A 14848-nucleotide genomic window follows, 5' to 3' on the forward strand; every position below is an offset into this window, starting at 1 on the left:
CGCGGGGACAAAACTCAAGCGCCGACGAAGATCAGTGGAACTGCTCTTCCTCGGTCGAACCGGTGAGCGCCGTCACGCTCGACTTGCCGCCCTGGATCACGGTGGTCACTTCATCGAAATAGCCGGTGCCGACTTCCTGCTGGTGCGACACGAAGGTGTAGCCGCGGTCGCGCGCCGCGAACTCGGGCTCCTGCACCTTCTCGACGTATGCCGACATGCCGCGCTTCACGTAGTCCTGCGCCAGGTCGAACATGTTGAACCACATCGAGTGGATGCCGGCCAGCGTGATGAACTGGTACTTGTAGCCCATGGCCCCCAGCTCCTTCTGGAACTTCGCGATGGTCGCGTCGTCGAGGTTCTTCTTCCAGTTGAACGAAGGCGAGCAGTTGTACGCCAGCATCTTGCCGGGATGCACCTTGTGCACGGCTTCGGCGAACTTGCGTGCGAACTCGAGGTCGGGCGTGCCGGTCTCGCACCACACCAGGTCGGCGTAGTGGGCGTAGGCGACGGCGCGCGAGATGGCCTGCTCGATGCCTTTCTTGGTCTTGTAGAAGCCTTCGGCGGTGCGCTCGCCCGTGAGGAAGGGCTTGTCGTTCTCGTCGTAGTCGCTGGTCAGCAGGTCGGCCGCTTCGGCATCGGTGCGGGCGATCACGAGCGTCGGCGTGCCGCAGACGTCGGCGGCCATGCGCGCGGCAATCAGCTTTTGCACCGCTTCGGTGGTCGGGACCAGCACCTTGCCGCCCATGTGGCCGCACTTCTTGACCGAGGCGAGCTGGTCTTCGAAGTGCACGCCGCCGGCGCCGGCCTTGATCATCGCCTTCATCAATTCGAAGCCGTTGAGCACGCCGCCGAAGCCTGCTTCGGCATCGGCCACGATCGGCGCGAAGTAGTCGACATAGTCCTTGTCGCCGGGGTTGCCGCCCTTGGACCACTGGATCTCGTCGGCGCGGCGGAAGGTGTTGTTGATGCGCTCGACCACCGTCGGCACCGAGTCCACCGGATAGAGCGACTGGTCGGGGTACATCGATGCGTAGCTGTTGTTGTCGGCGGCGACCTGCCAGCCGGACAGATAGATCGCCTTGACGCCCGCCTTGACCTGCTGCATGGCCTGGCCACCGGTGAGCGCGCCGAGGCAGTTGACGTAGGGCTCGTTGTTCACGAGATCCCAGAGCTTCTCGGCGCCGCGGCGTGCGAGGGTGTATTCGATCGGGAAGGAACCGCGCAGGCGCACCACGTCGGCTGCGCTGTAGCCGCGCTTGATGCCTTTCCAGCGCGGGTTGGTCGCCCAGTCTTTTTCGAGGGCGGCGATTTGCTGTTCGCGGCTCAGTTGTTCAGTGATGGTTTGGGGCATGGTCACTCCGAGGGTTGATTGAGAGGTGGCGCTGCGGCCGTGGACTTACTGTACGACAAGGCCACACTCTTATGTCTTATAGAAGACATATTTTTCACCGTTTAAAATCAACCACTTACGCGATGTTTTCTCAATGCGGAATAAATTTTCTTGTATTGAGAAAAAATATTGCGTCGCAGCATGCACGGATTTCGCGATGCGCAATGAACTCTTCGCTCATGAAATCGGGGGCATGTGTGCCAGCCAGTCGCCGCTCGCGATCACCGGCCTGCCCACGATGCGCTTCGGATGAATCTCGTAGACCAGGCACACGAGTTCCTTCGCGCCGGCTTGCACCTTCACTTCGCGCTTGATGTATTCGCCGCTGTCATCGGGCTTCACTTCTTCGAGCAGATCGAGCTGCGCTTCGAGCGCCGATGCGATCGCGTAGATCTCTCCGACCACCCGCGCAGTCCCGCCGAGCACGGCGCCCGGATAGCTGCCCAGGTCGTACAGCGTGCCGGCGATGGAGGCATCGGCCACATGCGCGGGCGCCGGCACAAAGCGTGCGATGTCGTTGCGCCCGCCACGGCGCAAGGTGCCGTAGACGAACACATGGCGGGCCGGGTCTGCAGGCGCTGCGGATTGGGGCATCATCGAATCACTCCTCGCACAACGCGCCCAGTCTATTGAACACCGCCCTCCCCGCGCCCGGCCGCTTCGTGGCTTACGGTTGCCTGGCCCTGAGCATGTCGCTCGTCGGCAGCTACGTCGCGCTCTCCAAACCCCTGGTGGTCGCCTTCCCTGTGCTGCTGCTCGCCTGGCTGCGCTTCGGCATCGCCGCCTTGGCGATGCCGCACTGGCTGCGCCGCCCGAGCGACGAACCCGCGATGACGGCGCGCACGCGCGGCCTGGTCTTTCTCGAGTCCTTCCTCGGCAACTTCATGTTCTCGATCTGCATGCTGTTCGGCGTGAGCCTGACCAGCGCGGTGTCGGCCGGCGTGATCATGGCGTCGATCCCCGCTGTCGTTGCGCTCACAAGCTGGCTGTTTCTGCGCGAGCGCATCACGCTGCGCATCTGGATCGCGATCGCTTGCGCGGCGCTGGGCATCGGGCTGCTCGCGTTCGCGCCGGCGCCTGCGCAAACCCATCCGGGCAGGGACGCCTCCGCACCGCTGCCCTGGCTCGGCAACCTGCTGGTCTTCTGCGCGGTGCTCTGCGAGTCCGCGTACGCGGTGATCGGCAAGTCGCTCACCGGGCGGCTCGGACCCAAGCGCATCTCTTCGCTGATCAACCTCTGGGGCTTCGTGCTCTCGACGCCGCTGGGCATCTGGTTCGCGCTTCGCTTCGACTTCGGCGCGGTGTCGCTCGGCCTCTGGGGCCTCCTGATCGTCTATGCGCTGGCCGCGAGCATCTGGACGGTGTGGCTCTGGATGACCGGTTTGAAGGGCGTGCCGGCCTCGCAGGCCGGCGTGTTCACCGTGATGCTGCCGGTCAGCGCGGCCGTCGTCGGCGTGCTCGTTCTCGGCGAGAGTTTGTCGATGCTGCAGGTCTGCGCATTCGCGCTCGCGCTGCTCGGCGTGGTGCTCGCCACGTGGCCTTCGCGCCGCTCCTGAGACAGCTTGCGCGCCGCTCAGAGGGAAAACGAGCGCTTCTCTCCTCTGAAAAAACAACAGCTCCCAATGAAAAAACCGCTTTTTCCCTTGGAAACGCGTTTTTTCTCCTTTAGCATCCGCAATGCCAGTGGAGACACCGCTTTTCATTGGTGAAAGTATCCAATCCAAAAAGGAAATCAACCATGGCAACTGCAAAGAAGGCTCCGGCCAAGAAAGCTCCTGCGAAGAAGGCCGCTCCGGCCAAGAAGGCGGCTCCTGCCAAGAAGGCTCCGGCGAAGAAGGCAGCTCCCGCAAAGAAGGCCGCTCCCGCCAAGAAGGCTCCTGCGAAGAAGGCAGCTCCCGCCAAGAAGCGCACCCCCAACGCTGCGTTCATGAAGGCACTGACCCCCAGCCCGGCACTCGCTGCCGTGGTCGGCTCGACGCCTCTGCCACGCACCGCTGTCGTGAGCAAGCTGTGGGACTACATCAAGAAGAACAACCTTCAAGACAAGGCCAACAAGCGCAACATCAACGCCGATGCCAAGCTGAAGGAAATCTTCGGCAAGCCGCAAGTGTCGATGTTCGAGCTCGCCTCGCTGATCGGCAAGCACGTCAAGTGAGCCTCGGGCGCCATCGGTGCCCGAATGAAGAAAGCCGGCGCGAGCCGGCTTTTTTTTGCCCTACGCGATCGGTCGCGCCTGCGCGGCCTTGGTGATCGACGACAGCGTGCCGCGCGTGGTGATCACCTCGGGGTCCAGCGGGATCTCGATCAGCGTCCCCGTATCGGCCGCCAGCGCCCGCAGCAGTGCCGCTTCGAACTGGGCAGTCTCGGTCACACGTTCGGCCGCATAGCCGTAGGCGCGGGCCAGCGCGCAGAAGTCCGGATTGCGCAAGGCCGTGCCGCTCACCTTCGCCGGGTACTCGCGTTCCTGGTGCATGCGGATGGTGCCGAACATGCCGTTGTTGAGCAGCACGATGATGCTCTTGCCACCATGCTGCGAAGCGGTGGCGAGTTCCTGGCCGTTCATCAGGAAGTCGCCGTCGCCGGCGATGGTGAAGGCGATGCGCCCGGTCGCGATGTTGGCCGCGATGCCGGCGGGAACGCCATAGCCCATGGCGCCGCTGGTCGGCGCGAGCTGCGTCTTGTGGCCCTTCACGAGACCGTGGTAGCGGAAGTAGCGATGCACCCAGCTCGCGAAGTTGCCCGCGCCGTTGGTGATGGCCGCATCCTGCGGCAGGTGCTGCTGCAGCAGGCGGACCACCGCCGCCATGTCGACCGCGCCGCGCGGCGTCTCCACCGGCAAGCCGGCGAGAGCCTGAGGCTCGAGGTTCGCCAGGTAGTCCGCGTTGGCCTGCGCGGTCCACGCCTCCCATGGCAACTCGGCCGGCGCACTCAGCACCTCGAGGCTGCGTGCGGCCGCGCTCATGCCGGCATTGATGGCCAGGTCGGCCTGGTAGACGCGGTTGAGCTCTTCGGCGCTCGCATGGATGTGCACCAGCGTCTGCTTTGCCTTCGGCGCTTCGAGCAGCGTATAGCCGCCGGTGGTCATCTCACCCAAGCGCGGGCCGATCGCGAGGATCAGGTCGCTTTGCTTCACGCGTTCGGCCAGCTTCGGATTGATCGCGATGCCGACGTCGCCGGCATAGAGTGGGTGGTGGTTGTCGAAGGTGTCCTGGAAGCGGAAGGCATTGGCGACCGGCAGTCTCCAGTTCTCGGCGAAGCGCTGCAGCGCCTGCGCCGCCTGGACGGTCCAGCCGCCGCCGCCGGCGATCACCAGCGGGCGTTGGGCCTTCATCAGCAGCTCGCGCAGCGTGCGCAGCGCGCCGGGGTCGCTCCAGGGTTGCACGGCCTCCACGCGCGCCAGCGGTCGCGCCGAGGTCATGGTGCGCAGCATGTCCTCTGGCAGCACGAGCACCACCGGACCCGGACGGCCGTTCATCGCCGTGGCGAAGGCGCGCGCGATGTACTCGGGAATGCGGTTCGCATCGTCGATGCGCTCCACGCGCTTGGCAAAACCCTTGGTGCTGGGGCCGAAGAAGCTGCCGTAGTCGACTTCCTGGAAGGCCTCGCGATCGCGGAAGTCGCTGCCGACATCGCCCACGAAAAGCACCATCGGCGTCGAATCCTGGAAGGCGTTGTGCACGCCGATCGAAGCGTTGGTGGCGCCCGGGCCGCGGGTGACGAAGCAGATGCCCGGCCGGCCCGTGAGCTTGCCGTGCGCCTCGGCCATGAAGGCGGCCCCGCCCTCCTGGCGATTGACGATGAAGCGGATGCGCTCGCCGTAGGCATGGAAGCCGTCGAGCACCGCCAGAAAACTCTCGCCCGGGACGCCGAAAGCCAGCTCCACGCCTTGCTCGACCAGGCACTCGACGATCAAATGGCCTGCGGGTTGCGATGAACTCATGGACGTGATGCCTCTGTTGCAATATCGGTGCGCGGATTATCTGCGCGCCCCGAAACCTCTTGCCTTAATTCACCAACTGGTTAAATTCCGCCCATGAAAGCCCCATCCCCTGTGCCCGCCGAACCGCGCTCGCGCGATGCCGATCGCTCGCAGCTCGCGATCCTCGCCTCGGCGCGGGACGAGTTCGCGCAGCGTGGCCTCGCCGGCGCGCGCATGGACAGCATCGCGGCGCGCGCCGGGCTCAACAAGCGCCTGATCTACTACTACTTCGGCAGCAAGGACGACCTGTTCCTGGCCGTGCTCGAACGCACCTATGCCGACATCCGCGAGGCCGAGCAAAGGCTGCACCTCGACGAGATCGAGCCTGTCGAAGCAGTCCGCCGGTTGATCTCCTTCACCTGGCACTACTACCTCGAGCATCCCGAATTCATCACGCTGCTCAACAGCGAAAACCTGCACCGCGCGGCGCATCTCAAGCGCTCGGACCGCATCCAGGACATGAACTCGCCACTGGTCCAGCTGCTCGACACCGTGCTCGAGCGCGGCCGGCGCGACAACCTCTTCCGCGCCGGCGTCGACCCGGTGCAGCTCTACATCTCCATCGCCTCGCTCTGCTACTTCTACCTCTCGAACAACGACACGCTGTCAGCCGTCTTCGGCCGCGACCTGCGCGCGCCCAAGGCCATGGCGCAGCGTCTGTCGCACATGACCGACCTGGTGCTGGGCTACGTGCTGCGCTGATACGGGTATCTCCTAGGGTCCGGCCGTTGACGAGCCGGCGAGTGGCTTCCTAGAATCTCTAATTCACTTTTTGGTGAATTGCACACAGGAGACTCCCATGCGACCCACCACCCGACGTACCGCCCTCATTGCCGCGCTCGCGCTCTGCACCTCGTTCGGCGCCGCGGCGCAGGGCGTCTACCCCAACAAGCCGATCCGCGTGATCGTGCCTTTCGCCGCCGGCAGCACCACCGACATCATTGCGCGCGCCATCGCCGACAAGATGGGGGCCAGCATGGGCCAGACGCTGGTGATCGACAACCGCGGCGGCGCCAGCGGCACCATCGGCCAACAGGCCGTGGCCACGGCCGCGCCGGACGGCTACACGATCATGATCCACTCGTCCTCGCACACGGTCAGCCCCTCCACCTTCGCCAAGCTGCCCTTCGACACGGTGGGCGACTTCGCCGGCGTCACGCCGATCTCCTCGCTGCCCAACGCGCTGGTGATCTCGCCTTCTAAGAACATCAAGACGCTGAAGGAGCTGATCGCCGCCGCCAAGGCCAAGCCCGGCACCATCAACTTCGCATCCGCGGGCCAGGGCAGCGCCACGCACCTGAACGCCGAGAAGTTCAAGCTGGCGGCCAACATAGATGCCACCAACATCCCGTTCAAGGGCTCGGCCGAGGCCGTGACCGAAGTGCTGGCCGGCCGCGTCGACTACTACTTCTCGCCGATCGCGCCGGTCATCGGCCAGATCAAGGACGGCCAGCTGCTCGCGCTGGCCGTGGGCTCGCCCAAGCGCGCGGCCGCGTTGCCCGATGTGCCGACCACGGCCGAGGCCGGGGTGCCGGGCTCCGAATTCAACTTCTGGATCGGAATGATGGCGCCGGCCAAGACGCCGCGCGAGATCGTGAACCGGCTGCACGACGAGGTCGCGAAGGCGCTCGCCAGCCCGGAAGTCAAGGAACGCTTCCTGAAGCTCGGCGCCGACGCCTGGACGCTCAAGCCCGAGCAATTCGATGCGTACATCAAGGAAGAAATCGCCAGCAACGCCAAGCTCGTGAAGGCCGCTGGCCTCACGCCGACGCAGTAAGAACCCAGGGAAGGAAACACATACATGGCACAGCAACGACTCGGACTCATCATGCACGGCGTCACCGGACGCATGGGCATGAACCAGCACCTGATCCGCTCGATCGTCGCGATCCGCGCGCAGGGCGGCGTCCCGCTCTCCAACGGCGACAAGGTCATGCCCGATCCGATCCTCATCGGCCGCAACGCCGAGAAGATCGAGGCGCTGGCCAAGGCGCACGGCATCGAGCGCTGGGGCACCGACCTCGACCGCGCGCTCGAGAACAAGGACGACACGATCTTCTTCGACGCCGGCACCACGCAGATGCGCCCCACCCTGCTGGCCAAGGCGATCCGTGCCGGCAAGCATGTCTACTGCGAGAAGCCGATCGCCACCAACCTCAACGAAGCCGTCGAGATCGCGCGTCTGGCAGAGGGCTCGGGCCTCAAGCATGGCGCAGTGCAGGACAAGCTCTTCCTGCCCGGCCTGCGCAAGCTCGACATGCTGCGCCGCGCCGGCTTCTTCGGCCGCATGCTCTCGGTGCGCCTGGAGTTCGGCTATTGGGTGTTCGAGGGCGACCTGCAGCCGATCCAGCGCCCCTCGTGGAACTACCGCAAGGAAGACGGCGGCGGCATGATCCTGGACATGATGTGCCACTGGCGCTATGTACTGGACAACCTGTTCGGCGAGGTGCAGTCGGTCTCCTGCCTGGGCGCCACGCACATCCCCAAGCGCTGGGACGAGGACGGCAAGCCCTACGAAGCCACCGCCGACGACGCCGCCTACGCCACCTGCGAGCTCAAAGGCCACAACGGCGAGCCGGTGATCGCGCAGCTCAACATGAGCTGGGCCACGCGCGTGCGCCGCGACGACCTCGTGACCTTCCACGTCGACGGCACCGACGGCTCGGCCGTGGCCGGGCTCTCGTCGTGCCGAGCGCAGTCGCGCGTCGCCACGCCGCGCCCGGTGTGGAACCCGGACGAGAAGCAGAGCATGAACTTCTTCGACCAGTGGCAGGAGATCCCCGATTCGCAGGCCTACGACAACGGCTTCAAGATCCAGTGGGAGCACTTCATTCGCCACGTGGTGGAGAACGCGCCCTACAAGTGGACCTTGCCCGAAGGCGCCAAGGGCGTGCAGCTGGTGGAGGCCGCGCTCGAATCGTGGAAGGACCGGCGCTGGATCGACGTGCCGGCGCTGAAGATCTGAGGATTGCGATGACCCTCTCGCTCACGCTTCCCACCACCAGCGGCAAGCTCGCGCCCTACACGCTGCGCGGCACGACACCGGTCAAGCCGCCGCCGGGCGTCCGCTTCAACCGCATCGCCTACTCGGCCGCACATGTGGTGGCCGATCCGCTGGCCGCGATCGATCCGTGGCTGGAATGCGCGGTCGACTGGGACGCCACCATCGCCTACCGCCGCCATCTCTGGTCGCTGGGCCTGGGCGTCGCCGAGGCCATGGACACCGCGCAGCGCGGCATGGGCCTGGACTGGCCGACCTCGCTGGAGCTGATCCGCCGTTCGCTCGACGCGGCCAAGGACGTGCCGGGCGCACTGGTCGCCTCCGGCTGCGGCACCGACCATCTGAGCCTGATCGACGTGAAGAACGTCGACGACGTGATCCGCGCCTACGAAGAGCAGATGGAAGCCATCGAGGCGCTCGGCGGCAAGCTGATCGTGATGGCCAGCCGCGCGCTGGCCCATGTCGCGAAGAGCCCGGCCGACTACGAGCGCGTGTACGACCGCATCCTCTCGCAGGCCAGGCAGCCGGTGGTGCTGCACTGGCTGGGCGACATGTTCGACCCGGCGCTCGCCGGCTACTGGGGTACGAAGAATGTCGACGCGGCGATGGGCACCGCGCTCGGCATCATCGCCGCCCATCCGCAGAAGGTCGACGGCATCAAGATCTCGCTGCTCGACAAGGACAAGGAGATCGCGATGCGCCGCCGCCTGCCGGCGGATGTGCGCATGTACACGGGAGACGACTTCAACTATGCCGAGCTGATCGCGGGGGACGGCTTCGGCAGCGAGCCCACGCATGGAAAGAGCGATGCACTCCTGGGCATTTTCGACGCCATCGCGCCGGCCGCGAGCGCTGCGCTCGGCGAACTGGCGCAGGGCCACACCGAGAAGTTCCACGCGATCCTGGGCCCCACGGTGGCGCTGTCGCGCCACATCTTCGCGGCGCCCACGCGCTTCTACAAGACCGGCGTGGTCTTCATGGCCTGGCTCAATGGCCACCAGAAGCATTTCGCGATGGTCGGCGGCCAGCAGAGCACGCGTTCGCTGCCGCATTTCGCCGAACTGTTCCGACTGGCCGATGCGGCCAATCTGCTGGAGCAGCCGGAGTTGGCTGTGTCGCGCATGAAAACGCTGCTCGCGATGCACGGCGTCGACAGCTGATTGCACACCACCCGGGAGTCGCCATCATGCCGTTGCCCGACCGCTTCGAAGACCTCGAGCAGCTCGAGGACCTGATGTCGCAGCCTTCCGCGGCGCTCGTGCAGACGCTGCAGAAGATCGAGGGCGACATCCTGGTGCTGGGCGTGGGCGGCAAGATGGGCCCCACGCTGGCCCGCATGGCCAAGCGCGCGACGCCGGGCCGGCGCGTGATCGGTGTCGCGCGTTTCTCCGAACCCGGCCTGCGCGAACGGCTCGAAGGCCACGGCGTCGACTGCATCGAAGCCGACCTGCTCTCGCGCGAGGCGCTGGCCGCCCTGCCCGATGCACCGAACGTGGTCTTCATGGCCGGGCGCAAGTTCGGCTCCTCCGGCAGCGAATGGCTGACCTGGGCGATGAATGCCCATGTGCCGGCACTGGTGGCGGAGCGTTGGCGCAGCTCCCGCATCGTGGCCTTCTCGACCGCCTGCGTGTACCCGTTCGCCGATGTGCACGGGCCGGGCGCACGCGAAGAGGTGCCGCCCACGCCGCCGGCCGGCGAATACGCGAACTCCTGCGTCGCGCGCGAGCGCATGTTCCAGCACTTCTCGCACCTGCACGGCACCGCGGGGCGGCTGATCCGACTCTCGTACGCGATCGACATGCGCTACGGCGTGCTGCACGACCTGGCGCAGAAGCTCATCGCGCGCGCGCCGATCGACTTGGCCATGGGCCATGCCAACATCATCTGGCAGGGCGAGGCCAACGACTGGTCGCTGCGCGCCCTGGCCCACTGCGACACGCCGACCTCGCCGCTCAACCTGAGCGGGCCGGCCATTTCCATCCGCGAGGCCGCGGAAGGACTCGCGCAGCGCCTCGGCGTCGAAGCGGTCTTCACCGGCCGCGAGGCCGACACCGCCTGGCTGATCGACTGCAGCCGCGCTTTCGAACTCTTCGGCCCGCAGCAGGTCACGCTCGCGCGCATGCTGGACTGGACGGCCGACTGGACGCGTCGCGGCATGGCCAGCCTCGGCAAGCCCACGCACTTCGAGGCGCGCGACGGCAAGTACTGACCATGCACTACTCCGAAATCCCGCCCGCCTCGCTCGCGCTGCTCAAGCGCGGCGCAGTGATTCCGGCGCACCTGCTGGCACTCGATGCCGATCGCAAGCTCGACGAGCGCCGCCAGCGCGCGATGAGCCGCTACTACCTCGACGCCGGCGCCGGCGGCCTGGCCGTGGGCGTGCACTCGACGCAGTTCGCAATCCGCGAGGCGGGCCTCTACAAGCCGGTGCTCGAGCTCGCGATGCAGGAAGCGCTCACCTGGGAAACGCTGGACGGCAGGCGCCCGCTCTTCATGGTCGCCGGCCTGGCCGGCTCGACCGCGCAAGCCGGCGCCGAAGCGATCACCGCACGCGGGCTGGGCTACCACGCCGGCCTGCTGAGCCTGGCCGCGCTGAAGGGCGCGAGCGAAGACGCGCTCATCGACCACTGCCGCGCCATCGCCGAGCTCATGCCGCTGGTGGGCTTCTACCTGCAGCCCGCGGTCGGTGGCATCCACCTGCCCACGAGCTTCTGGCGCCGCTTCGCCGCGATCGACAACGTGGTGGCCATCAAGATGGCGCCCTTCAACCGCTACCGCACGCTGGACGTGCTGCGCGGCGTGGTCGAGGCCGGCGCCGAGGCGCGCGTCACGCTCTACACCGGCAACGACGATCACATCGTGCTGGACCTGCTCACGCCCTACCGCTTCGTGCGCGACGGCAAGGAAGTGACGGTGCGCATCAAGGGTGGGCTGCTCGGCCACTGGAGCGTGTGGACGCGCCGCGCCGTGCAGCTGCTGGCGCGCATCCACGACATGGTTCCGTCCGGCGCCGTGCCCGCCGACATGCTCGCGCTCGACGCGCAAGTGACCGACTGCAACGCCGCCCTGTTCGACGTCGCCAACGATTTCCGCGGCTGCATCGCCGGCTGCCACGAGGTGCTCAGGCGCCAGGGCCTGCTGGCCGGCACCTGGTGCCTCGATCCGCAGGAAGGCCTGAGCCCGGGCCAGGACAGCGAACTCACGCGCGTGCACGACGCCTACCCCGATCTGCACGACGACGGCTTCGTTGCCGAACACCTGAAGCGCTGGCTGAGCTGAGCGCCGCTTCACTTTTCAAAGGTTCCCGCATCCCGTTTCCCCAGTCCAACTCACCCCAGGAGACACCATGCAGAAGCGCACCTTGATCCGAAGCATCGCCTTCGCCGCGGCACTCGCCGCGCTGGGCGGGCCCGTCCTGGCCCAGCAGTGGAAGCCCGAGCGGCCCATCACCATCATCGTGCCCTGGGCCGCCGGCGGCTCCACCGACCAGGTGACGCGCGTCACGGCGGCGGAGATCGAAAAGACGCTGGGCCAGAAGGTGGTGATCGTCAACCAGCCCGGCGCCTCGGGCTCGATCGGCAGCAAGAGCGCGCTCGACGCGCCCAAGGACGGCTACACCTGGACGGCGGGCGCAGCGCAGGACCTGGGCTCCTACGAGACGTTGGGCATGCTCAAGACCAAGATCGCCGACTGGCACCTGTTCCTCAATGTCGCCAACGTCCAGGTCATCGGCGTGAATGCGGCCGCGCCGTACAAGAACGCCAAGGATCTGCTGGACGCGATGAAGGCCAAGCCCGGCCAGATCAGCGTGGCCACCGCGGGCGTGACCTCGGCCGGCCACAATGCGATGGAGCTCATCGCCAAGATCACCGGCGTCAAGTACCGGCACGTCACCTACGACGGCGGCAACCCGGCGGTGGTGGCGACGGTGGCCGGCGAGACCGAGGTCACGACGCAGCTCGCGGTCGAGCAGGCCGACATGATCCGCGGCAAGCGCATCCGGCCGCTGGCCACGGTGAGCGACAAGGCGCTGGAGCTCGAAGGCTTCGGCACCATCGAGCCGCTCGCCAAGACGCTGCCCGGCTTCAAGGCGCCGGCCAACTATTTCGGCATCTTCATTCCCAAGGGCGTGCCCGACGAGGTGGTCAAGACGGTCGAGAAGATCTGGGTCGACAACGTCTCCAAGAGCGAGGTGCTGAAGAAGTACGCCACCAGCCGCGGCGCCCTCTTCGCGCCGCTCCACGGCGCCGAGGCGCAGACCGCGGTCACGCCGGCCATCCAGGCCAATGCCTGGCTGCTCTTCGACAGCGGCAAGGCCAAGGTCTCGCCCGAGACGCTCGGCATCGCGCGGCCGTGACGACCGACACCGCCCACAGCGCCGAACGCGCCGCGGCGGAGGCCGAGGCCGCGGCGCACGAGCGCAAGACCTCGCCGCGCGCGGACCTCTGGCAGTCGCTGGGCTGGATCGCGCTCGGCATCGCGACCACCATCGGCTCGCTGCGCATGGACCGGCTCGAGCGGCAGGACATCAACCCCTACACCGTGCCGGGCCTGCTGCCGGGCTTGCTCGGCGCGGCGATCGTGTTCTTCGGCCTCTTGATGCTCTACCGCTCGTGGCGCCGGTTGGCCAAGGCGCCGCACGTGCCGCACGCGCGCACCGAGGCCGACCGCGCCGAGATGCGCCGCATGTGGACCGTGCTCGCGCTGTGCATCGGCTTCGCGGCTGGCCTGGTGGGCCATGGCCTGCCCTTCTGGCTCGCGGCCGCGATCTTCGTCACCGTCACCATCAGCCTGCTGCAGTACGCGGAGCGGACGGCGAAGAACCAGCGCCTCCGCGGCCTGGCCTTCGCGCTGGCCGTGGGCCTGGGTGCCGGCGTCATCGTCACGCTCGTGTTCCAGGAGTTCTTCCTGGTGCGCCTGCCCTGACGCGCAGACCAAGGAGACGGCATGTTCGAAGGCTTGCAGATGCTGGGGCACTCCTACCTCAGCTTCCTGAACTTCTGGTCCATCACCTACGGGCTTGGCGGGGCACTGCTGGGAATCCTGGTGGGCTGCATGCCGGGCCTGTCGGCCACGCTGTGCATCGCGCTCTTGACCACGCTCACCATCAAGATGGCGCCCAACGACGCCATCCTGATCCTGATCTGCGCCTACGTCGGCACGCTCTACGGCGGCAGCCGCAGCGCCATTCTTCTCAACATTCCCGGCACCGCGGCCAACGCAGCGTCGTGCGCCGACGGCTATGCGCTCGCGCGCAAGGGCGAGGCCGGCCGCGCCATCGGCATCGCGACCTCGGGGGCCTTCACCGGCACCTTGTTCGGCGTGCTGTGCCTGGCGATGTTCACGCCCGCGCTGGCCGAGATCGCGCTGTCCTTCGGCGCCTTCGAGTTCTTCTGGCTCGCGCTCTTCGGCGTGGCGATGTCGGGCAGCATCGTCGGCGAAGACCCGATCAAGGGCTGGCTCATGGGCTGCCTCGGCCTCCTGGTCGCGCAGATCGGCCAGGAAGGCCTCTACGCCTACGACCGCTTCACCTTCGGCTGGGACGAGCTCTCCGGCGGCATCGCGCTCATCCCCGCCTTGATCGGCGCCTTCGGTTTCGCCGAGGTGCTGACCTCGCTGGCCGATCCCATCGAGCGCAAGATCGTCGAGATGAAGGACTCCGTGCTGCCGCGCTTCCGCGAGGTCGTGAAGTACTGGCGCACCGTGATCCGCTCCGGCGTGATCGGCGTGGTGACCGGCATCCTGCCCGGCATCGGCGAGGACTCGGGCGCGTGGATGTCCTATGCGGCCGCCAAGACGGTGAGCCCCGAGCGCGAGCAGTTCGGCAAGGGCTCGATCGACGGCCTGATGGCGGCCGAGACCGGCGACATGTCGGCCATTCCCGGCGGCATCATTCCGGCGCTGGCGCTCGGCATTCCGGGCTCGGCGCCGGCGGCGGTGCTGATGGCGGCGATGATCATCCACGGCATCCAGCCCGGCCCGATGCTCATGATCAAGACGCCGCAGTTCGTCTACGACGTGGTGGCGATGACCACGCTGGCCACCTTCAGCATCCTGATCTTCGGGCTCTTCCTGGTGCGGCCGCTGCTGCACGTGCTGCGCGTGCGCCGTTCGGTGTTGATGCCGGTGATCTTCGTGCTGTGCACCGTGGGCGCCTTCGCGATCGCCTCGCGCCTGTTCGACGTCTATTGCATGCTGGCCATCGGTGTCGGCGCCTTCTTCCTGCGCCGCCGCGGCTACGAGATGGCGCCTTTCGTGCTGGGCCTGGTGCTGGGCGAGCTGCTGGACAAGAGCCTGCGCCGCGGCCTGGTGCTGTCCGACGGCAGCATCGCGCCCTTCTTCACGCGGCCCATCTGCGCGGCGCTGGCTGCCGTCACCATCCTCACCATGCTGATGTACATCCCGGCGGTGAACGTTCGCCTGCGGCGTGCCTGGGGCGGCGCCAAACGCTTCGTGTTCCGCCGCAGTGCCTGAACGA

General features: G+C 66.9%; 14 protein-coding genes. 11 read left to right on the forward strand and 3 right to left on the reverse strand.

Features of this window, described 5'->3' with window-relative positions:
* Positions 1-31 precede the first annotated feature (31 nt).
* Positions 32-1351: an isocitrate lyase gene (aceA, locus tag ACSQ86_RS18305; protein ID WP_436304622.1), complete on the reverse strand. Its 1320-nt coding sequence runs from the start codon at positions 1349-1351 to the stop codon at positions 32-34.
* A 216-nt stretch (positions 1352-1567) separates the two neighbouring features.
* On the reverse strand, positions 1568-1984 hold the full coding sequence (locus ACSQ86_RS18310) for a gamma-glutamylcyclotransferase family protein (RefSeq protein ID WP_436306319.1): 417 nt from the start codon (positions 1982-1984) through the stop codon (positions 1568-1570).
* 35 nt (positions 1985-2019) lie between these two features.
* On the opposite strand from ACSQ86_RS18310, the gene ACSQ86_RS18315 reads away from it, so the two are divergent.
* Positions 2020-2946, forward strand: a complete 927-nt coding sequence (locus ACSQ86_RS18315) for a DMT family transporter (protein ID WP_436304623.1) — start codon at positions 2020-2022, stop codon at positions 2944-2946.
* A gap of 182 nt (positions 2947-3128) precedes the next feature.
* A complete protein-coding gene (locus ACSQ86_RS18320; protein ID WP_093109762.1) occupies positions 3129-3545 on the forward strand; it encodes an SWIB/MDM2 domain-containing protein in 417 nt (138 codons plus the stop codon).
* A 60-nt stretch (positions 3546-3605) separates the two neighbouring features.
* Here ACSQ86_RS18320 and ACSQ86_RS18325 read toward each other — a convergent pair whose 3' ends face one another.
* Positions 3606-5330, reverse strand: coding sequence for a thiamine pyrophosphate-binding protein (locus tag ACSQ86_RS18325; protein WP_436309378.1), 1725 nt, complete (start codon positions 5328-5330; stop codon positions 3606-3608).
* Between the two features lie 93 nt (positions 5331-5423).
* Between ACSQ86_RS18325 and ACSQ86_RS18330 the strand changes: the two genes are divergently transcribed.
* The 9 genes from ACSQ86_RS18330 to ACSQ86_RS18370 all read left to right on the forward strand — a co-directional run bounded on the left by ACSQ86_RS18330 (position 5424) and on the right by ACSQ86_RS18370 (position 14844).
* On the forward strand, positions 5424-6071 hold the full coding sequence (locus ACSQ86_RS18330; protein WP_436304626.1) for a TetR/AcrR family transcriptional regulator: 648 nt from the start codon (positions 5424-5426) through the stop codon (positions 6069-6071).
* Between the two features lie 97 nt (positions 6072-6168).
* Entirely contained in the window at positions 6169-7146 is a 978-nt protein-coding gene (locus tag ACSQ86_RS18335) for a tripartite tricarboxylate transporter substrate binding protein (RefSeq protein WP_436309379.1), read from the forward strand.
* A 24-nt stretch (positions 7147-7170) separates the two neighbouring features.
* On the forward strand, positions 7171-8334 hold the full coding sequence (locus ACSQ86_RS18340; RefSeq protein WP_436294550.1) for a Gfo/Idh/MocA family protein: 1164 nt from the start codon (positions 7171-7173) through the stop codon (positions 8332-8334).
* An 8-nt stretch (positions 8335-8342) separates the two neighbouring features.
* Entirely contained in the window at positions 8343-9530 is a 1188-nt protein-coding gene (locus ACSQ86_RS18345) for a dihydrodipicolinate synthase family protein (RefSeq protein WP_436309380.1), read from the forward strand.
* 26 nt (positions 9531-9556) lie between these two features.
* Positions 9557-10579, forward strand: coding sequence for an NAD-dependent epimerase/dehydratase family protein (locus ACSQ86_RS18350; RefSeq protein ID WP_436304629.1), 1023 nt, complete (start codon positions 9557-9559; stop codon positions 10577-10579).
* 2 nt (positions 10580-10581) lie between these two features.
* On the forward strand, positions 10582-11649 hold the full coding sequence (locus ACSQ86_RS18355) for a dihydrodipicolinate synthase family protein (RefSeq protein WP_093109769.1): 1068 nt from the start codon (positions 10582-10584) through the stop codon (positions 11647-11649).
* A 67-nt stretch (positions 11650-11716) separates the two neighbouring features.
* Positions 11717-12727 (forward strand): Bug family tripartite tricarboxylate transporter substrate binding protein, encoded by a 1011-nt coding sequence (locus tag ACSQ86_RS18360; protein ID WP_436304630.1) that lies wholly within the window; start codon positions 11717-11719, stop codon positions 12725-12727.
* Positions 12724-13296 (forward strand): tripartite tricarboxylate transporter TctB family protein, encoded by a 573-nt coding sequence (locus tag ACSQ86_RS18365; RefSeq protein ID WP_436304631.1) that lies wholly within the window; start codon positions 12724-12726, stop codon positions 13294-13296. The genes ACSQ86_RS18360 and ACSQ86_RS18365 overlap by 4 nt, the downstream gene beginning before the upstream one ends.
* A 21-nt stretch (positions 13297-13317) precedes the next feature.
* Positions 13318-14844: a tripartite tricarboxylate transporter permease gene (locus tag ACSQ86_RS18370; RefSeq protein ID WP_093109772.1), complete on the forward strand. Its 1527-nt coding sequence runs from the start codon at positions 13318-13320 to the stop codon at positions 14842-14844.
* Positions 14845-14848: the final 4 nt, after the last annotated feature.

This window comes from Variovorax sp. LjRoot130, from assembly GCF_964253755.1.
Classification (GTDB): Bacteria; Pseudomonadota; Gammaproteobacteria; order Burkholderiales; family Burkholderiaceae_C; genus Variovorax.

What these genes read in the sequence shown, in the direction of transcription:
- aceA (WP_436304622.1), bottom strand. Translation starts at nt 1,351, where the DNA reads ATGCCCCAAACCATCACTGAACAACTGAGCCGCGAACAGCAAATCGCC.
- ACSQ86_RS18310 (WP_436306319.1), bottom strand. Translation starts at nt 1,984, where the DNA reads ATGCCCCAATCCGCAGCGCCTGCAGACCCGGCCCGCCATGTGTTCGTC.
- ACSQ86_RS18320 (WP_093109762.1), top strand. Translation starts at nt 3,129, where the DNA reads ATGGCAACTGCAAAGAAGGCTCCGGCCAAGAAAGCTCCTGCGAAGAAG.
- ACSQ86_RS18325 (WP_436309378.1), bottom strand. Translation starts at nt 5,330, where the DNA reads ATGAGTTCATCGCAACCCGCAGGCCATTTGATCGTCGAGTGCCTGGTC.
- ACSQ86_RS18330 (WP_436304626.1), top strand. Translation starts at nt 5,424, where the DNA reads ATGAAAGCCCCATCCCCTGTGCCCGCCGAACCGCGCTCGCGCGATGCC.
- ACSQ86_RS18335 (WP_436309379.1), top strand. Translation starts at nt 6,169, where the DNA reads ATGCGACCCACCACCCGACGTACCGCCCTCATTGCCGCGCTCGCGCTC.
- ACSQ86_RS18340 (WP_436294550.1), top strand. Translation starts at nt 7,171, where the DNA reads ATGGCACAGCAACGACTCGGACTCATCATGCACGGCGTCACCGGACGC.
- ACSQ86_RS18345 (WP_436309380.1), top strand. Translation starts at nt 8,343, where the DNA reads ATGACCCTCTCGCTCACGCTTCCCACCACCAGCGGCAAGCTCGCGCCC.
- ACSQ86_RS18350 (WP_436304629.1), top strand. Translation starts at nt 9,557, where the DNA reads ATGCCGTTGCCCGACCGCTTCGAAGACCTCGAGCAGCTCGAGGACCTG.
- ACSQ86_RS18355 (WP_093109769.1), top strand. Translation starts at nt 10,582, where the DNA reads ATGCACTACTCCGAAATCCCGCCCGCCTCGCTCGCGCTGCTCAAGCGC.
- ACSQ86_RS18360 (WP_436304630.1), top strand. Translation starts at nt 11,717, where the DNA reads ATGCAGAAGCGCACCTTGATCCGAAGCATCGCCTTCGCCGCGGCACTC.
- ACSQ86_RS18370 (WP_093109772.1), top strand. Translation starts at nt 13,318, where the DNA reads ATGTTCGAAGGCTTGCAGATGCTGGGGCACTCCTACCTCAGCTTCCTG.